This is a genomic window from Serinicoccus chungangensis (assembly GCF_001483745.1).
GTDB classification, from domain to species: domain Bacteria; phylum Actinomycetota; class Actinomycetes; order Actinomycetales; family Dermatophilaceae; genus Ornithinicoccus; species Ornithinicoccus chungangensis_A.
This window is the reverse complement of record NZ_LQBL01000028.1, coordinates 210316-235787: the sequence shown is the minus strand read 5'-3', so window position 1 is coordinate 235787 and position 25472 is coordinate 210316. Positions and strand designations below refer to the sequence as shown.

The following is a 25472-nucleotide window of genomic DNA, read 5'->3' as shown; positions in this document are numbered from 1 at the left end:
GCGACGCCTCGTCCAGCCACCACGCCCGCGCCAGGTCGTCCGGTCCCCGGCCCTGTCACGACTCGTCCGGCCACGATGCCCGCGCCAGGTCGTCCCGGGTGCCGCCGCGCGTGACGAACGAGGTGGACGGTATGCCGGTGAGGGCCTCCGCGCGGCGCACCACCTCGAGGTAGGCCGGGAGGTCGATCCCGGTGCGCACCCCGAGCCCGTCGCACAGGTGGACCAGGTCCTCCATAGGCGCGTTGCCGAGCACGGTGGGGTCACCGGGGAACCACATGTCACCGCCGAGCCCGGCGAAGGACGCCTCCAGCCAGGCGGCGCCCGCCTGGAGCGCGGCCAGGGCGTTGGCCGGGGCGAAGCCGTTGCGGTTGTGCAGGTGGACCCCCACGGGCAGGTCCGGGTGGCGGCGCCGCGTGGCGATGAGGCCCTCGTGCATCTCCCGCGGCGTCTCCTCGCCGGAGGTCGCGGCCAGGTAGACGCCGGAGGCACCGACGTCGACGGCCGCGTCGACGACCAGGTCGCGCTCCGCGGCGGGGACCGGCCCGCGGGCGGGGGCGAAAAAGGCGCAGGCCACCGCCACGACCAGGCGCGACCCGGCCGCCTCGGCCACCCTGGCGATCTCGGGCAGCTCGGCGAGGACCTCCTCGGTGGTGCGGCGCTGGTTCTTCAGGCTGACGGTGTCGTCGGCGGAGACCACCACGACCATCTCGTCCAGCCCGCAGTCGGCCGCCCGCTGGGCGCCGCGCAGGTTGGGCACCAGGCCCCGGTAGGTGACGTCGGCCCGGCGGGGGACGGCCGCCATGACCTCGGCGGCGTCGGCGAGCTGGGGGAGCACCCTGGGGTGGGCGAAGGAGACCGCCTCGATCTCGCGTACCCCGGCCTCGAGCAGCAGGTGGACGAGCTCGACCTTGTCCTGCGTCCGCAGCACCCGGCTCACCGCCTGCAGCCCGTCGCGCAGCCCGACCTCGACGAGCCGGACCGACGTGGGGAGGGTGAGCGCGCCGGCCCCGGGCGGGAGCGACGTCATGCCAGCCCCCGCTCGCGCAGGGCGGCCACCTCCTCCGGCGCCATCCCGAGCTCGGCGAGCACCTCCTCGGTGTGCTCGCCCAGGGCGGGCCCGGGCCAGCGGATCATGCCGGAGGTGCGGGACAGGCGGGGAAAGACGTTCTGCATCTGGACGCCGCCCAGGACCGGGTGCTCGACCTCGGTGATCGTCCGCCGCGCCCGGAAGTGCGGGTCGGCGAGCATCTCCACGGGGCGGAAGATCTTCCCGACCGGCACGGCGTGCTCGACGAGCAGGGCCTCGAGGTCGTCGGCGTCCAGGGTGCTCGTCCACGCGGCGATGAGGTCGTCGAGCTCCTTCTGACGCTCGCCCCGGGCGACGTGCGTGGCATACCGCTCGTCGGTGGCCAGCTCCGGGCGGCCCATGGCCGCGGCCAGCCGGGCGAAGACCGTGTCCTGGTTGGCGGCGATGAGCATCCAGATGCCGTCGCGGGTGGGGTAGACGTTGCTCGGCGCGATGTTGGGCAGCACGGCCCCGGTCCGCTCCCGCTGGTAGCCGGTCAGCTGCCACTCCGGCACCAGCGACTCCATGACGCCGAGCACGGCCTCGTAGATCGCCGAGTCGACGACCTGGCCGCGGCCGCTGGCGTCCCGCTCGCGCAGCGCCGCCAGCGCGCCGATGGTCGCGAACATCGCGGCCAGCGTGTCGCCGATCGAGATGCCCATCCGAGACGGCGGGGTCGAGGGGTCGCCGACGACGTAGCGCAGCCCGCCCATCGCCTCCCCGATCGCCCCGTAGCCGGGGCGCTGGGCGTAGGGGCCGTCCTGCCCGAAGCCGGAGACCCGCACCATGACCAGCCCCGGGTTGAGCTCGCGCAGGGCCTCGTAGCCCAACCCCCATCGCTCCATCGTGCCGGGGCGGAAGTTCTCGACCACGATGTCCGCGTCCGCGATGAGGCGACGGGCGATGTCCTGCCCCTCGGGGGAGCGGAGGTTGACGGTGACCGACCGCTTGTTGCGCCCGACGATCGACCACCACACCGACTGCCCCTGCGGCCGCTCGCGTCCCCACTGCCGCAGCGGGTCGCCCCGGCCGGGGTCCTCGAGCTTGACGATGTCGGCGCCCAGGTCGCCGAGCAGCTGCCCGCAGAACGGGCCGGCGAGCAGCTGGCCGACCTCGACGACCCGCAGGCCGTGCAGCGGGCCGGTGCGGTCGGTGGTGGTCTCGTCGTCCGAGGTGCTCACGGGTGGCCTCCGGTGCGCGGATAGGGAAGGAGTTGTATGCAATCTTGCAGATCTCCCGCCCCGAGACAAGCCCTGACGAACTATAGTCGACCAATTGCATGCAAACCCTTGACGTGCCGCACTCTCCCTCCCTAGCGTGACCGTCAGCGCGCGGGTCGAGGACGACCGCGCTTCCCGTGAGGAGAAGACATGACCTATCGGCTCGGCGTGGATGTCGGTGGCACGTTCACCGACATCCTGCTCATCAACGAGGACACCGGGGAGACCTACCGGGGGAAAACCTCCTCCACGCCCCAGGACCAGTCCGTGGGTGTGCTGCGCGGCATCGAGCAGGTATGCCGTGCCGCCGGGGTGAGCCTGGCCGAGGTGGAGGAGGTCCTGCACGGGACGACCGTGGCGACCAACGCGATCCTGGAGAAGAAAGGCGCGCGGGTCGGGCTGGTCACCACCCGGGGCTTCCGCCAGGTGCTGCAGATCGCGCGCTCCTTCGTGCCCGGCGGTCTGGCCGGGTGGATCATCTGGCCCAAGCCGGAGCCGCTGGCCGCGCTGGAGGACACCGTCGAGGTGACCGAGCGGATGGCCGCCGACGGCTCCGTGGTCACCGAGCTCGACGAGGACGACGTCCGCGCCCAGCTCCGCACCCTCAAGGACCAGGGGGTCGAGGCGCTGAGCATCAGCTTCATCAACGCCTACGCCAACGACGCCCACGAGCGCCGGGTCGAGGAGATCGCCGCGGAGGAGCTGCCGGGCCTGCCGATCTCGCGCTCCTCGGCCGTGCTCCCCGAGCTGCGGGAGTACGAGCGCACCCTCACGACCGTCGCCAACGCCTACGTCCAAGGTCAGGTGTCGCGCTACGTCAACAACCTGCAGAGCCAGCTGGGCTCCTCCGGTCTGGACTCGACGCTGTCGATCCTGCGCAGCGACGGCGGGCTGGTCTCGGCGCAGGTCGCGGCGGAGAACCCGGTCTCCCTGCTGCTGTCCGGCCCCGCCGGCGGCGTGACCGGGGCCGTCTGGGTCGCCGAGCAGGCGGGCTTCTCCGACCTGCTCACCTTCGACATGGGAGGCACCTCCACCGACGTCGCGCTCGTCCAGGGGCTGAGTCCGCGGGTCGGCCGGGAGACGACGGTCGGGGACCTGACCGTCCGCGCCACCTCGGTCGACGTCCGCACGGTCGGTGCGGGCGGCGGCTCGATCGCCCACGTCCCGCCGCTGACCCAGGCGCTGCGCGTCGGCCCGCAGTCGGCCGGGGCGGTCCCCGGCCCGGCGGCCTACGGTGCCGGTGGTGCCGAGCCGACCGTCACCGACGCCGACGTCGTCCTTGGCTACCTTCCCACCCAGCTCGCCGGTGGTGAGATCACCCTCGACGAGGAGGCCGCGCGCGCCGCGGTGCAGACCATTGCCGACGCGACCGGGCTGCCGTCCGCGGAGGCCGCGGCGGCCGGCATCTACGACATCGTCAACGAGAACATCTTCGGCGCCCTCAAACTGGTCTCCACCCAGCAGGGCTTCGACCCCCGCGACTTCGCGCTCATCGCCTTCGGCGGGGCCGGGCCGCTGCACGCCAACGCCCTGGGCGTCCTGACCGGCGCCTGGCCGGTCATCATCCCGCCCTCGCCCGGTGTGCTCTGCGCCTACGGCGACGCCACCACGAGCCACCGCGACGAGTCGGTGCGCACCCTGATCCGCCGCTTCAGCGAGATCACCGACGCCGAGCTGAGCGGCATGCTCGAGGAGCTCGCGAGCTCGGCGAAGCGCTCGCTGCTGGAGTCCGGGCTCGCCGAGGAGGACCTGACCCTCACGTATGCCGTGGACCTGCGCTACCACGGCCAGGGCTTCGAGATCCCGGTCGCCGTGGAGGCCGGCTCGCTGGGGGAGGGGGTGCTGGGCACGCTCCGCTCCGCCTTCAACGCCGAGCACGAGCGGCTCTTCAGCTTCCTCCTCGACAACGAGCACGAGCTGGTCACCGCCCGGGCCACCGCCAGCGGGCCCCGGCCCAACCTCGCCGCGACGACCCTCGAGGAGGGCGGCCCCGACCCCTCGGGCGCCGCCCGGGAGGAGGCCCACCGGTTGTGGGTGGGCGGCTCGCAGGTGGAGGCGGTGGTCTACGACCGCGACAAGCTCAAGGCCGGCAACGTCATACCCGGTCCGGCGGTCATCGCCGAGATGGACTCGACCACGCTCGTCCTGCCCGACCACGCCGCCACGGTGCACCCGAGCGGCAGCCTCCTCATCCGTCCCCTCGAGCACACCGACACCCCGGAGGCCTGAGCCATGGCACAGCTGATCCAGACCACCACCGAGCCGCTGCAGCGGGTCGACGTGGACGTCGTCACCCTGGACCTCATCGAGAACGGCCTGCGCAGCGCCCGCTACGAGATGGACGAGGTGCTCTTCCGGACGGCGCTGTCGCCGGGCATCCGCGAGCAGCACGACGAGTTCCCGCTCATCGGCGACCCCGAGGGCAAGATGGTCGTCGGCCAGTTCGGCCTGTCGATCCCGGACTTCCTCGACAACTTCGACGGCACCATCGAGGAGGGCGACGTCCTCATGACGTCCGACCCCTACTCGTGCGGCGCCGCGATCAGTCACGCCAACGACTGGCTCGTAGTCATGCCGATCTTCTACGAGGGCCGGATCGTGGGCTGGGCCTCGCAGTTCGGCCACATGTCGGACGTCGGCGGCAAGACCCCGGCCTCGATGCCGACCGACGCCCGGACGATCTTCGAGGAGGGCGTGGTCATCCCGCCCTTCAAGCTCTACAAGAAGGGCGTGCTCGACGACGACGCGCTGCGGATCATCCTCAACCAGGTCCGCAAGCCGGACTGGAACCGCGCCGACCTCAACGGCATCGTCGCCGCGTGCCGGACCGCTTCGCGCCGGGTGCAGGAGATGTGCGCCCGCTTCGGCGTCGACACCTACACCTCGGCGCTGGAGGCCCTGCTCGACCGCAACTACCGGGCGATGAAGACGCTGCTGGCCCTGGTCTTCGAGGAGGGCAAGCCGCTGTCGTTCACCGACTACATCGACGACGACGGGCGCGGCCACGGCCCCTACGAGCTGAAGATGACGATCACCCGCACCGGCGACAAGGTGCTCATCGACCTCACCGGGTCCAGCCCGCAGGCCGAGGGGCCGATCAACTACTACATCAACGAGAACCTCATCCGGATGTTCTTCGGGATCTACATGATCACCGTGGCCGACCCGCAGATCCTCTGGAACGACGGCTACTACCCGCTGGTCGACGTGGAGATCCCGGAGGACTCGTTCTGGAAGCCGCGCTACCCGGCCGCCCTCAACGGCCGCAACCACGGCATCGGCCGGCTCTTCGACCTCTTCGGCGGGCTGCTCGGCCAGTCCAACCCGGACCTGCTCAACGGGGCCGGCTTCTCCTCCTCGCCGCACTTCATGTACTCCGGCAACTACAGCGGGGGAGACCGCAAGGGCGAGTGGTTCCAGCTCTACTCCATCGGCTTCGGCGGCATCCCGGGCCGGCCGGTCGGCGACGGCCCCGACGGCCACTCGCTGTGGCCCTCCTTCGTCAACATCCCCTGCGAGTACCTCGAGTCCTACTACCCGCTGCGGATCGACCGGTGGGAGACGGTCACCGACACCGGCGGCGCCGGGCTGCACCGGGGCGGCAACGGGGTCGACGTGTCCTACCGGTTCCTCGAGCCGGGCACCATCGCGATCCACGACGACCGCTGGCTCACCTACCCGTGGGGCGTGCGCGGCGGCGAGCCCGGCGCGCGCGGCCGCAAGTGGGTGGACCGGGCCGACGGCACCATCGAGGTGCTGCCGAGCAAGGTCCACGACGTCGAGGTCGGCAAGGACGACGTGCTCCACTTCGTCACCTGGGGCGGCGGCGGGTGGGGCGACCCGCTCGAGCGCGACCCCGAGCTGGTGGCCCTGGAGGTGCGCCGCGGCCTGGTCAGCGCCGAGGGCGCCCGCCGGTATGGCGTCGTCTGCAGCGAGGCGGGCGAGCTCGACCCGGGTGCCACCGAGCAGCTGCGCACCGAGCTGCGCGGCGCCCGCGGTGAGGGCGACCTGCCCCTCTTCGACAAGGGCCCTGACCTGGAGACCATCCTGGACCGTGCCGAGGAGGAGACCGGCCTACGACCCCCGACCCCGCCGCGAGCACTGTGACCAGTCCCGAGCGCGCCTTCGACGACGGCTTCGCGGGGACCCTGACCCCGGGGCCTCGTCCGGCGCTGCTCGTGGTCGACCTCATGCGGGCCTACTTCGACCAGGCGTCCCCCCTGTGCCTGCCGTCGGACGACGGCCTCGCCGAGGCGGCCGCAGTGCTCGCGGCGGCCCGCGCCGCCGGCATCCCGGTGGTGCACACCCGCGTCAGCTACGGCGAGGACGGGCTCGACGGCGGGATCTTCCTGCAGAAGGTGCCGGCGCTGCGGCAGCTGATCGGCGACGCCCCGATGGGCGAGCTGATGCCTCAGGTGGCGCCGCGGCCGCACGAGGTGGTGGTCGTCAAGCAGTATGCGAGCAGCTTCTTCGGCACCTCGCTCGCCTCGATGCTGCAGGCCCGGCGGGTCGACACGGTGGTCATCGTCGGGGCCAGCACGAGCGGGTGCGTGCGGGCCACCGCCGTGGACGCCCTGCAGCACGGCTTCGTCCCGCTCGTCGTGCGGGAGGCGTCGCTGGACCGGGACGAGACCGCCCACCGGGCCGCGCTCTACGACCTGCAGGCGAAGTATGCCGAGGTGGGCAGTGTGCAGGAGGCGCTCGACTACCTCGCGGGTGTGGATCGCCTCGGGGCAACGCAGGCCTGAACGCAGGATGCGTCAGCGGGACGAGCCCCACTCCTGCGCCTGACGCTGCCGCCTGGCCCGGTCCCGCGCCAAGGCCCCGGATGCCTGCGCGAGCAGGAGACTCTCCTCGAGCCACTCGAGTCGTTGCGCCGGCGTCGTCGCCGCGCGCGCCCGGATGGCAGGCCCCGCGTCCGAGGTGCCGCACCAGAGGTCCTCAGCCTTGGTCGTGCTCATCCCTCACCACCCTAGGTGCGCTCGTCAGCTGCGACAACGCCTCGATGTCAGCCAGGTCCTGCGCGCGCCCGGAATGGCGTTTCATGGTCACCAGGTGCTCGACCGACGCCACGCGCACGGGGACACCGTCGACGTCGACGAGGTCCGAGGATGTGCGGAGGGCGGCGAAGGGCAGGGGGATGTCCGCCAGCAGATCCACCTCGCGCAGCGCGTCGGAGGGGTCGTGCAGCGTGAAGGCCACCAGGTTGCGCTCCTCCACCCAGGCGCGTCGGGTGTCCGGGTCGGCGAACTGTTCGGGTGCGACCGGGAGCCTGGGCACGAGCCCCTGCGCCTTGAGGACGTCGAGGGCGGCGGTGAGGTTGTCGGTCGTGAGGTCGAGCGCAAGGTCCAGGTCGACCGTCATGCGAGCGTGACCGCGCAGCACGACCGCGACGCCGCCGACGACCACGTAGTCGACGCCCGCGTCGTTGAGAGCGTCCAGGAGATCCAGGATGCGGCGCACGTCAGCACCCTATCGGCGACACGTCGCGGTATGAGGTCGTCCGAGCGGTCGGCGGACGTGGGTCAGGCCGGAGGGAAGGCGGCGGCCAGTCGCTGGTGGATGGCGGTGATGCGCTCCTCGGACAACGGACCCGGCCGCGTGATGATCGTCGCCAGCTTCTTCGGCCAGGTCACCGTGACGTCGCGGATGACGAAGTCACCGCCGAAGAGAGGCCAGTCGGCCTCGACGAAGCAGAGCATGCTGCGCACCTCGACGGTGTCGTCGTCCAGTGCTCTGCGCACGAGGTCCGCCTGCTTCAGGCCGGCGTCCACGAGCCGGGTGCAGTCGCGCCGGCCGACGACCAGCTTGTCGACGCGGGGCGTGAAGAAGCCGCCCTCGACGACGTGATGCGGTCGACCCTGGTAGCGCTTCGCATCCACGACGAAGACCCCGCCGGCGCACACCACCAGGTGGTCGAGGTTGGCGCGACTCCTCGGGATGCCGCGGTCGTGCAGCACGCGCACCAGGGGACCGGCGGTGGCGTCGAGCCGTCGACCCAGCCGTTCCTCGCCCACCGCGCCGGTCGCCCACGCCTTGGTGCTCTGCGGCTCGTCAGAGAGGGCGAGCAGGAGCCCGCCCAGCCTGGGATGCCTGCTCCGGACCCGTTCCTCGCGCTGGGCGACGCGACGCTCGTGCTCTCGGCGGGCCGACGAGCCCGCAACGCCCGGCGAGGTGTCGGCTGCAACCGGCGCCTCTACTGGTGGGGGTGTCGGTGCGGGCGCCCGTGGGGGTGTCGCTGCGGGCGGCTGCCAGGTCTCCCCGTGCCCCGTGTCACCGACTATGGTCTCCTCGCCCGGTGACCCTGCGTCGTCGGTGGCCGGGACCTGGCAGGTCAGGCAGCAGACCGTCTTCGTCCCCGGGTCGTAGACCGCACGCGTCCCGCGGGGAAGCTCGGTGGCGCACCCGCGGCACCGACCGGCATACCTCAGTCGCATCTCGCGAGGGGCGACACTGGGGGAGTCTGTCGCTGTCATGGTGCTCCGCCTCTCAGAAGGCTTGCCGACGGGTGGTGGACATGGACCTGCTCGGCCGCGCCCGGCACGGGCAGGGTGTTGCACGTGTACGTGCAGGCCGGGAAAGTGCTGCGGCCCCAAAAGTGGCCGGTGCGGCCGGACCGTGGGCGGAGCACGCTGACCCTGCACCCGGGGCAGGGGGTGGCGACCGGGCGGGGGCCGACGTCTCGCACGAGTCCGTCCTGGATGAGCTCGGTCACGAAGGGGGAGGGGTGGTACTCCGGGCTGATGAGCAGCACTCCGCGGCGTGCCCGGGTAAGCGCCACGTAGAAGAGCCGGCGCTCCTCGGCGTGCGGGTAGGTGTCACCACCGGTCATGGCCAGCGCCAGGACCGGGTCGTCCGCGATCCGGCTCGGGAAGGCGTAGGAGCCTGCCGACAGGTTCGGGATGACGACGTAGTCGGCCTCAAGCCCCTTGGCGGAGTGGATGGTGCGGAACGCCAGCCGAATCTCCGGCGGGGCTGCGTGCGGCATGAGGCCGCGGTCCTGCTGATAGCGCCCGAGGACGTCGACGCTCACCGAGTCCGCCCCGAGGGCGCCCCCGTGTATGGCGTCACGCAGCCGGGTGAGGAAGTCGCCGATTGCGCCGGGGACCTCGGCGGCGCTCGCCACCGTGCGCAGCTGCACCCCCTCGTGCGCGGCACGGTCGACCGGCCGGTCGTGGACCGACACGACGGTCTTGCGCACCTGGGCGGGGTTCTTCATGACGAAGCGGGCAGCGGTGTGGCTGATGGACTGGTGGCAGCGGAAGGTCGTCGTCAGGTGCACCGTGGGGCCTGGGCCGAACTGGTCGTGAAATCCCGTCACCACGCTCAGGTCGGCCCCGGCGAAGCGGTTGATGGACTGCCAGTCGTCCCCGACGGCGAGCAGGTGCCGGCCGGGCTGTGCGACCAGGGCTCGGGTGAGCCGGGCCCGCGCCTGGCTGGCGTCCTGGAGCTCGTCGACCATGACCAGCCGGTGGGGGCTGACGTACCTGCCCGACTCGAGGTGGTCGGCGGCCTGCACGAGCACGTCCTCGAAGTCCACGTAGCCGCCGTCGGCGAGCCGGGCCTGCCAGGCGTCGTGGATCGGCCAGTAGAAGTCCAGGAAGATACTGGCGCGTCGCCGGTTGCGCAGGAGGCCGGCGCCGAGGCGTCGTTCGACCTCCTGCTGGTCCAGCGAGTTCGCCTTGACGTGCAGCATGAAGGTCCGCACGAGGCGGAGCATATCGGCGTCGGTGACAACTTCGACGCCTCGCGCGGGCGGTCGGTCGGGGTCCCAGTCGAGGCGTATGCCGTGCCCCACCAGCTCTTTCTCAAGGCGGGACAGGCCGTCACCGTGCATGACCTCGGCCCACGTGGTCTCCACCAGCGTCGTGCCGTGCTGCTGATGCAGCTGGCGCTTCCACTCCATACCGTCGAGGTAGTCGGTCCAGCCGGGGCGCGGGTTGCCGTCGGCGTCGAGACTCCAGTGCTCGTGCCAGACGTCGATGTCGGGGTAGTAGAAGTCGGGGTGGTACTGGCGGTGCTCGGCGTCCGCGGTGTCGTAGGTGTAGGGGCGTTCGTACTCGTAGGTGACGCCGTGGAGGTAGAGGAAGTTCGCGACCCAGCGCTCTCCCTCGCTCTTGACCGTGGTGCCGTCCATCGCGCGGTAGCCCGTCGCGCGTCGGGCATGGTCCCACGCGTCTGGAGCAGCCGGCTCGGTGAAGTCTTCGTCCGGCCGGGTGAAGAGCAGCAGCCGGAACCAGTCCCAGGCATACCGGAAGTGGGAATCGCTGTCCTTGAGCTCGGCCACGATCTCGGAGAGGACGCCGAGATCGTCGTCGTTGTTCGTCAGCCACGGCGCCACCGTCGGTTTGCGACCGGTGGCCCGGCCGATGACCTTGAGCCCGAAGGCGTGGAAGGTCGTGGCCTCGACCCCCTCGGCGGGCAGGCCGGCTGCCGCGAACCGGCGTCGTATGCGCGTCTGCAGCTCGGTGGCGGCGTCCCTGTTGAAGGCGAGGAGCACGATCTCCTCAGGCTTTGTCAGCCCGCGGGACACGGCATACGCGGCCCGGGCCACCATGACCGACGTCTTGCCGGACCCGGCTGCGGCGATGACGTTGACCCGGTTGTCGTAGGTCACGACCGCGCGCGCCTGCTCGTCGGTCAGCGGGCTGCTCTCGATCGTGTCGAAGAACTGGCGCTGCTGCTGGGTGATCGCAGTCGCGATCTCCTCGTTGACCGCCTGCGCCCACCGGCGCGTACCTTCCTCGGTCAGCCAGAGGGGACCGGCTCCCGATGCGTGGTTGGCGACGGCTGGCTCTCCCTCCGCGATGCTTGGACGGGTCGAGAGCAGCGTGGTGACCTCCTCCTCGGTGATCCACCGGAGGTCACGCCTAGACGTCTCGATCGTGGTCGAGAGCCTCGCGGTCCAGACGGGGAGCGACCTGGAGAGTGCCTCCTGCACGGCGTTCTCGAGGCGCCGGCCCTCCTCGCCGGACAGACCGTTGAGGACACGGGCTCGCTCCGGCACCCCGGCCACGGTCACGGTCGTCCGCCACCATCGGCGGGTCACCGAGATGCGGTCGGCCCCGGAGGCGGGGATGTCGATCTCGTCCGTGCCGTGACGGAGGGTGAACCTGTCGTCGCGCCGGGCGAGGACCCAGTCCTCGCCGCGCGGCGTGGTGCCGCGCCAGATGACGGCAACCGCCATGGTCACACCCCTTCGTCGTTCAGGGTGGGTGCCCACGGCCCTAACCCCCTCTTGCCTGGGCCGAGTCTGCATTTACGCATCGTCGCGGCTCGTGGCGGCACGGCCCAGAAAGCGGGACCTTAGCAGGGTTTGTCGCTGACAGTGGCCGCCGTGACGGTTGGTCAGCTCCCTAGGTGTACCTGTTTCCACTCGCTCGTCCCGCCGCGGCGCGGACATCGCATCGCCATTTGCTCGCTGCTGCGGCCGGTATTCGCAAGGGGCGGTCTGAAGACACGCGCGGGCGTTCTGCTGGACCGACACCAGCGTTGTGTACTTGCCGACAGGGACGACAAACTCGCCGATGACCACGTGCACGGAAGCGCCAGCTGGCTGAAAGCCAGCAGATCGCGGTTCGGCCCAGAAGCCCCCGGCCGCAGGTGCGCGGCGACCGGCTCGCGGGGCGTCGCTTACCGCCGTTCGAGTTGACGGCAGTCGCCGCCTCAGCCACCCCGCGGTGAACTGTTCAAGCGATACCCGGCAGGTGCGTGCTCCGTTCATCGGGGCGTAGTCCATGATGTGGCTGATGAAGTCGCTTGGGGAATCATGAGGAATGCTGTGCCACCTGTCACCTGCCGAGCTCGAATGGCGCAGGTCTTGACCTTCGTTGATGAAGAAGGTCCTGTCGTTGGTGGTGCAATGCATCGCCTTGTCGAGGAGAGCTCCTGCCCGCAGGACCATGCCCTCGCGGTGGCCGCACTGCTGCCCCTAGTCCGGGCAAACGGAGACGGCCAATACGACCTCAACAGTGACGGCGAGGAGTGGTTGCTCGAGGTTGGCAGGCCGGCAAGTGATTGGCTGGACCTGAGCCCTGAGACCTTGCCGCAGATGCGTAAGTGGCAGGTCGAGGCGCTGGACGCCTGGGCGGAGCACGGTCGACACGGTGTAGTCGAAGCGGTGACCGGGACCGGCAAGTCCCGGGTGGGCATCGAAGCCATTCGCGAAGGCATCCGGCATGACTACTCGTGCATCGTCGTGGTGCCCACGGTCGAACTGGTCGGGCAGTGGCGAGATGCCCTTCGCAGGCACGGGGTACAGCGCGTAGCGACCTCCGCCGACGCACCTCGGACGCCCCTTGACCACTGCGACGTCCTTGTCGCCACAGTCCAGTCGCTGTATCTGTCGCCGCCGTCGCGTGATGACGGCAAAGTGCTTCTCGTCGCAGATGAGTGTCACCGATACGGTGCCGAGCAGTGGAGCAAGGTGCTTCACCCCTCATATCGCCGGCGCCTTGGGCTGACCGCCACCTTTGAGCGCGCCGACGACGGGATAGACATTCTTCGGGACTACTTCGGAGGTGAATGTGTCTACCGGATCGGCTTCGGTCGAGCCATGGCGGACGACGTCATCGCGCGGTACTCCCTGGATCTTGTGCCCGTACAGCTGTCGGTCACAGAGAGAGCCCGGTACGACGAGGCACATGAAGCTGTTGTGGACAGTCGGGCGGAGCTGCTGGATCGGGGTCTCCCCGAGAGTCCGTTCGGTGAATTCCTGGCTGCAGTGCAGATCGCAGCTGCAGACGACGAGCCCGACTACGAGCTCCGCGACCTGGCACGCCGCTATCTCTCTGCCTTTTCCCAACGCCTGAGCGTGATGTCGAACGCCCGGTCCAAGATGGAGGCGGCTCGACGGGTCGCTCCGCTCATCAAGTCCTCACGGGGCGCACTGCTGTTCACTCGCCGCGTGAGCGCTGCCGAGGAGATCACCCAGATTCTTGTCCGTGAAGGCGTGCCCGCTGCCGCGGTGCACAGCGACCTCTCTGGGGCCGAACGCAGGGATCGCCTCGCGGACCTGCGCGCCGGCAGGCTGCGCGCCGTTGTAGCGCCCACTGTTCTCGATGAGGGGATCGACGTCCCGGACGTCGACCTGGGTGTGGTGCTGGGAGGTTCCCAGTCGCGTCGACAGATGATCCAACGAATGGGGCGCGTCCTCCGACGCAAGAATGACGGACGCCCCGCGCGGTTCGTGCTCGTCTACGCCGCCGGAACGGTTGAGGACGTGTCTGCCCACTCGGGCGAGGAGGGGTGTCTCGACCTTCTGGTTCGCCATGCCGACTCCGTGCGGGAGGACGGCGTGCTGGCGCCGATCGCGCATCTGCCGGTCGCGGGACATGGGGCCGCCCCGGGCGTTACCCGTGAGGAGCCAAAGCCTTTGGCGAGCTTCGATTCCGTGGCGCGCGTCGAGGCGGTGGACAAAAGGACAACGTGCTCAGTGGTCGCTCACGACGGATCTGACGTGGAAGGCACCCGCGGCGGTGCGGGTTCCCGAGCGCCCGGGGACGCAGGGGCATCGCGCGGTGATGGACACAGGAGCCTCCTTGAGGCGGTCGAGGCGGATAGTACGTCTAGTGCAGCGGTCACACGAACGCGTGTCGTGACCCCCACGGCCGCTGGGGAAGAAGGGCCCGAGCCCGTGGTCGTGCAACTCGAGAGACTTGCGGCCCTGCGCTCGTCCGGGATGCTCACTGAAGAGGAGTTCTCAGCGGCGAAAAAACGCGTTCTTCAGCTCTAGGTGCACCCGGCAAGGCCGGGGGATCTGCCAGGACGACGTGGTGTCGATCAAGCGGGCGACCTGGCTCCGTAAGTCTGAGGCCCCTTCAGCGCGAGGAAGTACTTTCGCGTGCTGGAGACGGTTGCGCGGACCGTGCGGTGCGCCAGATCTGGTGGTCAAGTCGCGTGAGCAGGGCACGGGGGGAGTTGGTTTCGCCATCCGACAACTGGGTCGCTACCTCTCCTAGGAGGCTGCGAGCCTCCTTCGAGGAGACGTCCCGGTTCAGTTGCTGAGAAACCCACCTGACGACCCACGTGTCCGCCTTGGCACCGGGCTGGCCGAGCAACATCGTGAAGTACTCCCAGGTGATCCATCCCAGTCCGTGAACTCGCGTGTAGGCACGCTTGTGCGTCTCGAGGTCAAGATCAACCGCCGAACGCAGACCAGCATCGACGAGGCTGCGCGCAGCCTCGACAATCGCCTGCGCCTTGGGCCGGCCGCTGGCGCGTTGCTCGTTGCGCAGAACCTCTGCAAGCCGGTCCGCGTCGAAGCTGGCGAGGCGAGGCAGATCATCGAGGCGCCCGCCATTGACCTCTTGCCGGTACCGCTCGACGGCGCCGCGGACGCCCGTCTCCTCGCGTCCGTATCGCGCACGGATCGACAGGACGGCGTCCAGGAGCGCTGCCTCGACCTCATCCGGCCACCCTCCTGGCCATTCAGTCCATGGTCGCGGCAACTCGGTGTCGATCGCACGCTGCAGCGTCATGACATCGTCCGTCGTGATCATGTCTTCTCTCTTCGTGGGTTGGCGGTGTTCACTCTCAGGTCATCAGGCACAGGCTGGACCCGTCACTTCGATCGGTCTCAGATCGGCTATTCGCTCGGGAACACCCGGCAAGCCACACGTCCGATGGTGCCGGTCATGGTGGCGTCGACGGCGCCCCCCGCTAGCCCTCCGACGATCGGAACGCTCTTGGCGAGGGTGACGGCCGCTCTCTTAGTTCCGTATTTGGCGACCAGCATGAAGCCGACGCGCTTATTGATCTGGCGGATGACCGAGATCGGCACCTGCCGGATGAGCGCCTTGGTCACGTTGGCCCCCACCTTGATGCCGACGAGAGAGGCGGCCCGCTGGGCGCTCGTCCCTGCGACCACGAGCATGGCCATCGCCTGCGTGTGCGGATCGGTCAGCCTATAGCCGCGAAGGTAGGCGATCGCCCCCACCAGTCGTGCGTTGATGATCAGTACGCCGGCCACGTTGGCCGGGATGGCCACGGGCAGCGTCACGAATCCGCCGAGCCCGGTGAGGAAACCATTCGTGCCGGCGGCAGCCGCGGCTTCCCGTCGGATGCGCTGGATGGCGCGCTCCGCCGCTGGCGAGCCAGCGTCTTCGTAGACCGCGTTAAGCGGATCTTCCGGCACGGGGATGGATCCGCCGTTCTCGTCCCGAAGCCTCGCATGCGCGTAGTCCACAGAACCGGTCACAGGGCCGACGCCCTTGCTGATGACCGAGAGCACCATCCGCTGAAGCGTGTTCGGCTCCTCGGGATCGCCGTCGCTTTGCTCGTCCAGCTCGGGGGTGTCGAGATCCGTCACGTCGTACCTTTCGTCGGGGGAGGGGGTGAGTGGTGCTGGTGCCAGTGCAGGTGCAGATCCGAAAGGCTGGCGGTCACGGGGCGAGGTCCAGTGCGAGATCTGCGTCGTTGCCGACGTAGGCCAACAGGTCGGACTGGCGGGGGTGCCCGAGCGTGAGCCGGTATGCCCCCATGGTCCGGAGAAGGCGCCGATAGTGCTGACGCTCCCGACTCATGGGGAGCGCTGGGACGTAGCGCTCGATGGTGGCACCGCTTGCTAACGGGAAGACCCAGTCGGGCACGATGCCGCCCGCCCCGTCCGTCGACGACTTCGCCAACTCGAACAGCGCCTCCCATGGGTTGCGCTTGGCCAGGACCTCTTCGCGCTGGCCGAAAGCCGCGGCCACGTTCTTGCGGACGGCGTGCCCCCGGAACCGGTGGACGCGGCCCTCGCGCTGTTCCATGTCCACGGGGTTGCCCGGCAGGTTCCAGTGCACGACGGCGTGCGAGTAGTGGTGGAAGTCGAGCCCCTCCTGACCCACGGACGTCGAGGCCAGGACGAACGGCCAGAACGGTGAGTTGAAGGCGTCCCTGACCTGCGTCTCCCGCTGGACAGTCTTGTCGTCCTCGGCGGCGTGCCGGCCGTAACGCACCGCAAAATGGCTGCGCAGGCGGTCGCGGCGCACATGGCCCTCGTACTCGGCGCCGAAGTGGTCGACGGCCTGGGTCGCCGCACGCAGCCCGGACCCCTCGGCGAACGCGGACACAAGGTCTGACAGCTGCACGTCGACGGGCTCGTGCCGCAGGGACCGCGAGGAGACGAGCACCTCGGCATACTCATCGAGCACCGCCTGGAGGTTGCCGTCGATGGAGTGCTCCAGCACCTGACGCCAGTAGGTGCCCTCGCCGCCCTGGAGCATCGCCATGATCTCCGGCGTGTTGAAGAGTGCACGCAACGACCAGGCCCAGCTGGATGCTGCTCGGACCGTCGCTGCGTCGTTGACCGCTTCCTCGTTCACCACACGGTTCAGCCCCCGCAGCGCCGCGACGCCGAGTCCGGCCAGAGCCACTGACGTCAAGACATCGGCCAGGTCGTCGGGCCTCGCCGGAAGATCAGCCGGATCCAGCGTGTCCGCCTGGTCCAGGTGAGCCTGGAAGACAGTCCCGTGGTCCTCGCCGTCACCGTCGGTCACGGCGCCGAAGGGGAGGTCGCTGAGTGCCACCTGTTGCCCGGCAAACCTGTCGAGCAGCATCGGTGCGGCCCAGTACCAGGCGCCCGCCGGCAGCGAGCCATCGGGTGACCCCAGCGGCAGCTGCTTGAGCGCTGCCTCAACCCGGCGACGAACCACGTCGTGAAGAGCGTCGCGATCGAGCGGCAGAGTCGCTCCTGCCTCGCGTGCCACGGTCAGTGGGTCGCCGAGCTCCGCCAGCGCCCGGCTCGGATAGAGCAGGCCGAGGACCGGCATGCCCGACAGTCGGCCATCTGAACGGTTGAACGTCAGCAGTCCGGTCCGGCGGGTGCCGAAGTAGTCCCGTGCGGCGCTGCTTGTGCTGCGGCTCTGCAGCAGCCGCTCGACCTCATAGCTCAGCAGCGCAGCGATGCCCTTCGGTGCGACGGTCCAGGCGGAGAAGACCAGCCGCTTCGTGAACCCCTGCAGGCGCGGGTCGGCATACGCGCCCGCGGGTGTGTAGTAGGGCAGCGCAGGAGGGAGCCACGCCACCTGCCAGGCGCCGGACCTGACGACGTCATCCGCGAGCCAACGCAGCTTGGGGTTGGCCAGGTCGATCTGCCCGTACTGCCGTATCTCGTCATGCCGGAGTCGGCTGCTCAGCACCTGCCGCAGCGCGGCATCACCGGCGTCGAGCTGCGTCTTCAGCTTCTTCTTCACCTGGTACTGGTCCATCAGCTCGAGGGCGTAAGGAGAACTGCGCCAGTACTCGAGCATGTCGCCTGCGCCGAGCAGGCGCGCGACCTCGGATTGCGAGACGTAGTCCCGGACGTCGTCGGGCGTGAGCTCGATCTGCAGGTCGTCGTGCGAGCTGAGCATGCCGTCGCGGCTCGAGGACACGGCGAGGCGCTCGGTCCGAGACATGACCTGGCGCAGCTCCCCTTGTGCAAGGTCCTTGGCCGCGATCGCACGCTCCGTGTCGCCCACCAGCAGGGCGGTACGCATGTCCTTCAACGTGCGCCGCACAGCGTCCGCTCGTTCCGCGCCGCCGAGGAACGCCACCGTCCGGATGAAGTCCCGGTAGTGGTCGTCACCCTCAGGCTCGTCGGGGAGCGTGTACATCTTGAAAGGTGTCGCCGAGAGCAGCAGGACACGCGTCTGGGTGTGCCGATTGTCGGGGTCGATGGCCTCGTCACCCAGCAGGTGCCGGGCGAGCAGCGCCGCCTCGTTGTCTCCGTGCAGGAGAGAGCCGAACCGCTGGAACTCGTCGAGGATCACCAGGTCAGGGTCGAGGTGACCCACGCACGCCTCTGCGAGGGCGCGGCGCAGCTGGCTGAGCACGGCATACCGCTCGGAGGATGCTCGGGATGTGAGCCGGCGCCGGCCGTCGAAGAGGTCGACCGTGTCGTGCAGGGCGTCGACGAGAGAAGTACCGCCGTCTCCGAACGTCGCGGCGGCCAGGCACCCGTCGAAGGAGCTGAGCACGTCGTCGGTCAGCGTGGAACGGTCCACTCCCCACCGACGCTCCCATGCCATGCGCCTCTGGCTGGCCCCGCCGCGGAAGAAGCGCTCCCACTTGCCGGATGACACCGCTCTGCGGCCCCACAGCTCCTCGAGCAGCACGTGGAGAAGCGCTCGCTCCCCGGCGACGCCCCCGCTGCTGCGCAGGTCGAAGGAGGTGCCTGGGGTCAGGGACACGATGTTGATGGCCGGCCCGTCGCCCTTGGGGCGGTTCATCTCGTGCAGCACCTTGGGCAGGAGAGTGAGGCGGTCGGCGTGCGGGATGTTCACGTTGACGCCGTCGTGCAGGCGCCGCAGGTTCTGCTGCGCGATCTGGCGGTTGGAGCAGATGTAGACGATGTCGATCCGCTTCTCGCCCTTTCGGCGTAGGTGCTCGACCGTCCGCGCGACCACTCCTCTGGCGACGAGTGTCTTGCCAAGGCCGACCTCGTCGGCGACCAGGAAGCGCGACACGGGGTTCGTGCCCCACAGACGCTCGAAGGCGTTGTCCACCGAACGTCGTTGGAAGTCCTTCAACCCCCGGAGAGCCTCACTCGTCCGCACCTTCTCGGTCATCGTGCTCCACCCCTCTTCGGCCCGACCGCGGCCCAGACCGCCTCCCACACCTGGAGGAACTGTTCGGACACCACGGGGGAGTCGCCGTTGTGGTCCCTGAGATCGCTCATGAGGCTGTGCACCCTGGTCAATGACTCGTCTCCCCGGCCGGCGGCGCGGACCAACGTCTCGAGCAGGGCAAGGTCCTCGTAGGTCGGCCGAGGCAGAGCCGATCCCTCGGCACGTTCGCCGTCCGCTTGACCATCGAGGTGCCACCCGGGGCCACCCGCCTCGTCGAGCAGGAACGAGAGGTAGCGCAGGACGCTGTCCTCCGAGTCGAGCAGCGTGCGCAGGATGAAGGCGGGCCGGTCGTGCTCGACGCCGACCAGCTCGGTCTTGAGCACGCACTCCAGACGCACGGGCGTGTCCGCGCCATCGACCGCCACCTCCGTCATGACCGCGATGAAGGGGGTCAGGTCGGCCAGTCCTATATCGACCCAACGTGCCTCCGCACCCAAGGCTCGAGCGTCGTTCCGTGCCCGGCTCAGGGGGCGCACCGTCGTCACTCCCGGATCGTCGGGAGTGGGCGAGCTGAAGGCGAGGCGCACGTCATACCGCCCGTCAGGCCCCTCGTCCGCGACTAGCTGAGGACCAGCCGTCGCCAGAGCGGCGTGGAAGGCAGCCACGTCCATCTCAACCCGTCGACCCGGGTCGGGACGGGGATCTGCTTCCTCGATGGCGTATGGCGTCAGGATCCTGGAGAGCGTCAGCTCACCCCTGCGGTCCTCCTCCGGGAAGAGCGACTGCGGACCGCAGCTGCGTTGCGGCCCGCGCAGCAGCACGTTGAACTCCACGTTGCCGTCGAAGGCCGCACCCGTCGCGTTGGCCGAGCCGACGAACCACCAGCCGCTGCCGTCGTAGTTCCACACGAGGACCTTCGCGTGCAGGCCGGACCGCACCTCCCAAGGGGCGGTGACCTGAGCGGTGTCGCCGTCGTCGGACTCGCCATCGACGCCGCCCTGACTCTCCGACTCCTCGTTCTCGGTGAAGTGCGTCGTCTCCGCCAAGGGGTCGAGGACGAGGGTGCGACGGCCAGTGAAGGCCGCCGACCCGAGCTCGTCGAAGGTGTCGGGCCGTGAGACGTAGGTCGAGTCCCGGGCCGGGACGCGGTCGAGCGTCTTCTGGTCGAGGAAAGGCGAGATCACCACCGGTCGCCCGACGTTGTCAGGCATCGGCCAGTCGTGGTCCGTCCCCACGCCGAGCGGCCAGAGCTCCCCGCGAGTGAAAGGGGCAGGCGTCGCGAAGCGCGCACGCTGCAACGTGTCGGCGAGGTCCTCCACTTGGGCCGAGCGAGCTGCGGTCACGTCTTTGACAGCCATCTCCGGTAGCCGGCGCAGGAAGGTAGCAGCGGGAGCACCGTCGATCGCACCAGCGGGGTCCTCCTCCAGCTGGACTACCGTGTCCCACGACCTGTCCCCCGTGAGGTTGCGGCTCAGGACCAGTAGACGATGACGGACAGACTGTCCATCGCTGAACCGCAGTGCCCACAGCTTGGGGTGGAAGGTGCGCCCGGGGCGGGTCGGAAGCACCTCGACGACGCAGTCCTCGGCAAAGGCCAGCAGTCGTCGGTAGGTCCCAGGCACGTGGATCGCCCCGGCGTGGCAGAAGACGGTCGTCCGGTCCGCGAGCCGGCGCACCGCCTCGAGCAGGGCGATGTCGTCGTCCCGAACGTCCCCGTCGTCGACGTTCACCCGGTCGTGCGCCGCCATCGCGAGGGGTGGAAGTAGGAGACTGACCAGGCCGAGCGTGTAGGTGGTCCCGACTGCCACGTCCATCCGGAAGCCCGGCGGCGGGCGGAGGCCGTCGACGAACAAGTGTCGTCCGGTGGGCTCCAGCATCAGCGCTCCAGCCCGTCGCGGATGTCGTTGACCATCGTGCTTGCGCTGGCCCACCGGTAGTGCAGGCCCGCCACCCCTGCCTCGCCCTCCCACGCCGCCAGGGCGTCGCGGTTGTCGAACCGTGATCGGGAGCGCTTCAGGCGGCGCTCGCGCTGGCGGACGAGGTCGGCCGCCTCAACGCTGCGCCACCCCTGACCGGGGTCGGTACGGACGAGATCTACCCAGGCGTCGATGAAGCCGCGCGTCCCGATGTTGACCCGGCGTTCGTCCAACACCACCCGCCAAAACGCCTTGGTGTCCCACTCCTGGACGGAGGTCCGCAGCTCCTCCGAGGAGGACCAGGTATCCAGCCTCTCCTCGTAGTCCTCAACCCCCTCGGCCCACCCTTTCGACCTCGCCAGGAGGAGGTTGTAGAGCAGGGGCGCCCCCTGGTACAGATGCCGCAGCCGGCGGGCGTGGGCGACCACGACCGCCGGCTCACCGTCGAGGTCCTCGGTCAGGGCCGGGTCCCACGGATATGCCGCGTCATCCGGTGTGCGGTGCCGGACAAGCCAGGCGAGGTAGGACCCCGGGCAGGTCGCCTGGATCCGCTCGTCCAGGAACTCGGCCTCTTCCCGGGTCAGGTCGAAGTCGACAAGAGTGTCCAGACCGTCCGGGACCGGTGGGAGCTGGGCGAAGTGCGGGTCGTGCAGATGCCGAGGGGCGTCGTCCTCCTCCTCGGGCGGAGGGACGGGCATGGCCGTGACCGTCCGGAAGTGCTGCTGCGGCCCTTCGTCGCAGCGGCGGATCCGGTAGCGGCCCAGAGCGCCCCAGTAGACCTCGCTGGGCATGCGCTTGAGCCGAGCTCGCGAAACCCTGCCGATCACGCCGCCGTCAGGGTCCCCCGCGACGAGCGCTTCGATGAGCTGAGTCTCGCGACGCCGCAGCTCGCCCGTGGCTCGCTCGAGCGGCAGGCGCTGTGCGGCGACAGACGTGGCGAGCCAGGAGACGAACAGCAGGTAACGCGCACGCGTGTGCAGAGTGGACGTCCCCGGGAACATCATGTCGGCAAAGGCGTCACGCACCGTCCCGATGCCGAGCTCGTCGACCGTGGACTCGTCGCGGAACGCGTCCAGCAGACGGTCCATGCCCTCCCGGTGCTCCTGGCCGAAGTCCACCCACGCCATGACCGACATGCCGATCCCCTCACTCACAGTCGGCGGTGACTGCTGTCGATCGTGACTCTAGCCGCAGCGGATGACAAGCCCGACGGTGGTCCGCGGGATTCGATAGGCTCGCGCAACCGCAAGCGTTGCATGACAGACAGGGGCTCAACGATGAGCGGCATTGACACAAGCGTGAACTTCCTTTCCGACACACCGGCCGGCAAGGACGCGGACTCCTTCAGCCCGACGCTCAAGCGCTACCACCGTGTGATCTGGACCAAGCCGTTGCCGTCCGGCCAGGTCTTCGAACTTCAAGAGCGCCCTCGCGCCTACCTCGCGTACGAGGCCCAGGACAGGACGTTCTTCCTGGCCAGCGACGCCATCACGACGCCGTTGGGTGGCAAGGCCGCTCGGATCATCGAGCAGATCCCGGAGGGACAGAGGCCGCCGCACCTCGGGTACACGATCGGCAGCTCCATCCTCTTCCCGGGGGACAGGATCGGCACGAAGATGACGATCAACGGCGCCCGGGGCACGCATCCGCGGATTGCGGACCGCTTCGACCTCACTCTCGAGTGCATCCGAAGGCACTACCGCAGCGAGGGCAGCCCGCTCGGCGAGGTCCTGGACCGCTACCGCGATTTCTTTGAGCTTTTCGTGGACTTCGACGGGTATGTGGAGTTCTGGCTCCTGCATGACCTCCTCGACGCCGCCGGCGAGATCCGCTTCTTCCACCACTTCGACGACTTCCGAGGCGCGGCTGTCCCGAAGACGGTCGAGGACTATCTCGATTACGCCAACGCCAGCAACGACTTCATCGTCGCCCGGAACGGCCGCATCGAGGACTACGTCGCTCGCCTCGTTTAAGCGCGACAGAGCGCCGCGCGTGGTGCACTCACTCGATGCGCTCGAAGATGTGAGCCTCCAGGTCGATCATCTGTCTCTCGACTCCCTGAGCCAGGCGCTGATCGGCGACGACGAGCCCGAGTTCAACGTTCACCTGCTCGGCGCTCTTGGAGAAATTGGCGCTGGTGACGACCAGGAACTGGTGGTCGATGGCGACGAACTTGGCGTGGTTGCGGACCGGGCTCCCGTGGAACTGCCTGGTCCGGAAGACTCGCGCCGCTCGGAGCTGTTGTGCCACTTCCTGGGTCGTGGGCTTCCACGGAGCCGGGTTCTCGTCCGCTGCGGCGGCGTCCACGTAGACCCGTACGGCGACCTCGGGCCGCTCGGCTGCTGCGGTCAACGCTGACCACAGTGCCGAGCTGCGCTGGAAATTGAAGGTCGAGCAGACGACGGACTCCCGGGCGTGCTCGATGTAGTGATGGATCGAAGCCGTGAGCTGCCCGTGCTGCGCAAGATGTGCAGGGGTCGTCCAGACGGGGGTGATGCTGGTGGGACCTGCTCTGGCTCCGGCGATCCCCTGAAGGACCTGGACGAGCGTCGCGCGGTCGTCGAGCAGCGCAGCTCTCTCCAGCAGCATCCGGATCCTGTGCGACCGTTGGTTGTCCAGCTGGGCGAGAGCCATGGCCAGTGGCTGGCCTCCGCCGAGGCGCGCAGCGAGGGACTCTGCCTCGGCCCCGGTGATCAGCTCACCCAGCTCCCGGACCGCGGTCGGCTCACCAGACATGCGCCTCACCGAAGAAGCCCAGGCTCTCCCCACCCACGTTGAGCAGGAACCGGCGGTCGAGGAACCGGTTGGCCCGCTCGCACGAGGTCTCCGACGCCATCACGCAGCAGTGGCACGCCGCCCCGTGCAGGAAGTCCTCCGGGTCCACGGGCGTACGTCGTGCGCACACGGGGTCGCTGGAGCAGCGGGAGGCCTGGTGAAGCGCATCTCGCACGATGCCAGCCAGGAGCTCCGGCTTGCTCAGCCGCACCAGACCCCCCAGGGTTCCGTCACTGTCGGAGGCGGTGGTGCAGATGAGCAGCCCGGCCGCCGGAGGCCGCCCGTCACCCCCGTCCGGCCAGGCATAGATCCGTTCGCTCAGACTGGCGGCGCCGTAGCCGCTGTGCATGGCCATCTGACGGATCAGGATGTGGGCAAGGGTATGGAGCAGCCAGTAGCGCGGCGGCTTGAGGCGGGACTCGGGATCAGCCACCTCGGCTGTCTCAGAGAACCGTCGCTCGAAGTTGCGCAGGTGCGATGTCCTGTGGGCCTCCCACAGGGCGCTGTGCGACACCCGGTCTTCCCAGGCGGCGACCGCAATCTCGTCCAGCTGCAGGAAGATGCCTTCGCCGCGGTCCTCGGTGGCCAGGGCCCATGCCGGCCTGACCGAGGTCAGCGGCACCAAGCGCGAGCTCACGTCGTTGATCCGGTCGAGCTCGTCGATCCGGGTGAAGCCGATAATCGAGTTCACCTTGCGCAACCGGTCCACGGCGAGCACGCGGCTCACGCCGTCCGGCATCGACTCGTCCACCGCCCGGGGGCTCAGCGTCAGGCCGCTACGAAGGTCCTGGTGACGCTCCCGCGCAGGGTCCCTCAGCAGATACCTCCACTCGGGCACTAGGAGGTCGATCGGCTCCCAGTCAGCTCGCCGCTGCTCGCGATCCTCGTCCGACTCCTCGGGAGCCAGGGCCACGGCGACGGTCCTGGCCAGGTCGTCGTCGTCGATCTCCGTGACGTCGACCTTGCCCCTCAGCAGCGCTCGGAGAAACTTGGGCTGGTCTGCAAACTCCGAGAGATCATCCCCCAGGGCCGCCTTGATCAGATCAGCCCGATCCCGCACCTGCTCCGCTGGATCGAAGCGAGGCATGTCGATGATCGACTGGAGCGCCGGGAACCACAGGTTCGACGCACCGACCAGCATGAGGCGTGCCTCCCGGACGCATCCGCCGTTGGCGAAGCCGTCCAGGTGCGGCAGCCGGCCCCGGCACCGCGGCAGCTTGGCACGCCCGGCCTGCCCCTGGGCCTCGTTCATCGGTCGTCGGGCGTCGCACGACGAGCAGCCGATGATCGCGCTTGCCCCCCGGCCGCTCGTCCTGTCGTCCATCGTCAGGACGGGCGCGTCGGGTGCCGCCGAGCAGCTGCCGCCTCCGTGCACCCACCAGTCGTAGGGGAACTCGTCCAGATGCCCGTCAGCGCACGCGAGCAGATAGCGTGCCGTGACCACCGGCTGCTTCCTCTTCCCCTTGTTCCGTCCCCGACGGCCCCGGCAGTCCTGATGGAAGAACTGTGCCTCGTCCGGTCGGTAGGGGTTCGTGTTGTGGTACGAGAAGATGCTGATCGGCCCGAGCCGGTCGCAGCCCGTGCACCGCATCCACTGCGGGAAGACCCGCGCAGGGACGCCGAGGTCGCTCCCCTCCCGCGAGAAGGAGGTGAGGTTGGGCTGGTGAGGGAACGGCCGCAGCTCGGCGACCTGGTGCCCGAGCATCATCCTGACCACCTCGAGCAGGCGGGGCGCGTTGATCGTCGGTATGCCGTCCCGCCGCCGCCAGATCGGGTCCCACGAGTCCAGGCCCAGGGGCATGACGGTGAAGTGCGGCAGGTCCATGATCGCGCCGGGCCCGTAGGTGTAGAGCAGCGAGGACGGCCGGGCGCCCCCGACCTTGGCGTAGTTCTTCTTCACCCCGGACTCGGCGAGGCGCTCGCCGTCCGCCAAGGGGTCGTAGGGGATCTCGGGCTGGTGGGC

Annotated in this window: 18 protein-coding genes; 5 read left to right on the top strand and 13 right to left on the bottom strand. The window is 69.4% G+C overall.

The window, feature by feature from the left end:
- Positions 1–55 precede the first annotated feature (55 nt).
- Both AVL62_RS09650 and AVL62_RS09645 read right to left on the bottom strand, forming a co-directional pair.
- The gene (locus tag AVL62_RS09650; RefSeq protein WP_058891427.1) at positions 56–1027 is read right to left on the bottom strand and encodes a pyruvate carboxyltransferase; all 972 of its coding nucleotides are present in this window, start codon (positions 1025–1027) and stop codon (positions 56–58) included.
- A complete protein-coding gene (locus AVL62_RS09645; protein ID WP_058891426.1) occupies positions 1024–2247 on the bottom strand; it encodes a CaiB/BaiF CoA transferase family protein in 1224 nt (407 codons plus the stop codon). The genes AVL62_RS09650 and AVL62_RS09645 overlap by 4 nt, the downstream gene beginning before the upstream one ends.
- A gap of 189 nt (positions 2248–2436) precedes the next feature.
- Between AVL62_RS09645 and AVL62_RS09640 the strand changes: the two genes are divergently transcribed.
- The 3 genes from AVL62_RS09640 to AVL62_RS09630 are packed head-to-tail and all read left to right on the top strand — an operon-like array spanning position 2437 to position 7034.
- Entirely contained in the window at positions 2437–4515 is a 2079-nt protein-coding gene (locus AVL62_RS09640; protein WP_058891425.1) for a hydantoinase/oxoprolinase family protein, read from the top strand.
- Positions 4516–4518: 3 nt separating this feature from the next.
- Positions 4519–6393, top strand: a complete 1875-nt coding sequence (locus AVL62_RS09635) for a hydantoinase B/oxoprolinase family protein (RefSeq protein WP_058891424.1) — start codon at positions 4519–4521, stop codon at positions 6391–6393.
- Complete coding sequence (locus AVL62_RS09630) at positions 6390–7034, top strand: isochorismatase family protein (protein WP_058891423.1); 645 nt, start codon at positions 6390–6392, stop codon at positions 7032–7034. The genes AVL62_RS09635 and AVL62_RS09630 overlap by 4 nt, the downstream gene beginning before the upstream one ends.
- A 12-nt stretch (positions 7035–7046) precedes the next feature.
- Here AVL62_RS09630 and AVL62_RS09625 read toward each other — a convergent pair whose 3' ends face one another.
- The 4 genes from AVL62_RS09625 to AVL62_RS09610 all read right to left on the bottom strand — a co-directional run bounded on the left by AVL62_RS09625 (position 7047) and on the right by AVL62_RS09610 (position 11473).
- The gene (locus tag AVL62_RS09625; RefSeq protein WP_058891422.1) at positions 7047–7247 is read right to left on the bottom strand and encodes a hypothetical protein; all 201 of its coding nucleotides are present in this window, start codon (positions 7245–7247) and stop codon (positions 7047–7049) included.
- Positions 7228–7749 (bottom strand): hypothetical protein, encoded by a 522-nt coding sequence (locus tag AVL62_RS09620; RefSeq protein WP_058891421.1) that lies wholly within the window; start codon positions 7747–7749, stop codon positions 7228–7230. The genes AVL62_RS09625 and AVL62_RS09620 overlap by 20 nt, the downstream gene beginning before the upstream one ends.
- Positions 7750–7811: 62 nt before the next feature.
- Complete coding sequence (locus AVL62_RS17855; RefSeq protein WP_235585645.1) at positions 7812–8303, bottom strand: nuclease-related domain-containing protein; 492 nt, start codon at positions 8301–8303, stop codon at positions 7812–7814.
- A 455-nt stretch (positions 8304–8758) separates the two neighbouring features.
- Positions 8759–11473 (bottom strand): UvrD-helicase domain-containing protein, encoded by a 2715-nt coding sequence (locus tag AVL62_RS09610; RefSeq protein ID WP_161937872.1) that lies wholly within the window; start codon positions 11471–11473, stop codon positions 8759–8761.
- A 726-nt stretch (positions 11474–12199) separates the two neighbouring features.
- Here AVL62_RS09610 and AVL62_RS09605 point away from each other — a divergent pair.
- Complete coding sequence (locus AVL62_RS09605; protein ID WP_161937871.1) at positions 12200–14020, top strand: DEAD/DEAH box helicase family protein; 1821 nt, start codon at positions 12200–12202, stop codon at positions 14018–14020.
- An 85-nt stretch (positions 14021–14105) separates the two neighbouring features.
- Here AVL62_RS09605 and AVL62_RS09600 read toward each other — a convergent pair whose 3' ends face one another.
- The 5 genes from AVL62_RS09600 to AVL62_RS09580 form a co-directional block, all read right to left on the bottom strand.
- The gene (locus tag AVL62_RS09600) at positions 14106–14786 is read right to left on the bottom strand and encodes a hypothetical protein (protein WP_058891417.1); all 681 of its coding nucleotides are present in this window, start codon (positions 14784–14786) and stop codon (positions 14106–14108) included.
- Positions 14787–14872: 86 nt separating this feature from the next.
- Complete coding sequence (locus tag AVL62_RS09595) at positions 14873–15595, bottom strand: EcsC family protein (RefSeq protein ID WP_058891416.1); 723 nt, start codon at positions 15593–15595, stop codon at positions 14873–14875.
- Between the two features lie 73 nt (positions 15596–15668).
- Positions 15669–18755 carry a helicase-related protein gene (locus AVL62_RS09590; RefSeq protein ID WP_161937870.1) on the bottom strand — a complete coding sequence of 1029 codons (3087 nt, stop codon included), beginning with the start codon at positions 18753–18755 and terminating at the stop codon, positions 15669–15671.
- A gap of 59 nt (positions 18756–18814) precedes the next feature.
- Positions 18815–20749 carry a phospholipase D family protein gene (locus AVL62_RS09585; protein WP_161937869.1) on the bottom strand — a complete coding sequence of 645 codons (1935 nt, stop codon included), beginning with the start codon at positions 20747–20749 and terminating at the stop codon, positions 18815–18817.
- Positions 20695–21888, bottom strand: a complete 1194-nt coding sequence (locus AVL62_RS09580; RefSeq protein ID WP_058891413.1) for a DUF6361 family protein — start codon at positions 21886–21888, stop codon at positions 20695–20697. The genes AVL62_RS09585 and AVL62_RS09580 overlap by 55 nt, the downstream gene beginning before the upstream one ends.
- 123 nt (positions 21889–22011) lie before the next feature.
- Here AVL62_RS09580 and AVL62_RS09575 point away from each other — a divergent pair, with 123 nt between their 5' ends.
- Positions 22012–22707, top strand: a complete 696-nt coding sequence (locus AVL62_RS09575; RefSeq protein ID WP_058891412.1) for a DUF6994 family protein — start codon at positions 22012–22014, stop codon at positions 22705–22707.
- A gap of 28 nt (positions 22708–22735) precedes the next feature.
- On the opposite strand, the gene drmC is transcribed toward AVL62_RS09575, so the two are convergent.
- Positions 22736–23470: a DISARM system phospholipase D-like protein DrmC gene (drmC, locus tag AVL62_RS09570; RefSeq protein WP_058891788.1), complete on the bottom strand. Its 735-nt coding sequence runs from the start codon at positions 23468–23470 to the stop codon at positions 22736–22738.
- Positions 23460–25409 (bottom strand): DUF1998 domain-containing protein, encoded by a 1950-nt coding sequence (locus tag AVL62_RS09565; RefSeq protein WP_327281961.1) that lies wholly within the window; start codon positions 25407–25409, stop codon positions 23460–23462. The genes drmC and AVL62_RS09565 overlap by 11 nt, the downstream gene beginning before the upstream one ends.
- Positions 25410–25472 lie beyond the last annotated feature (63 nt).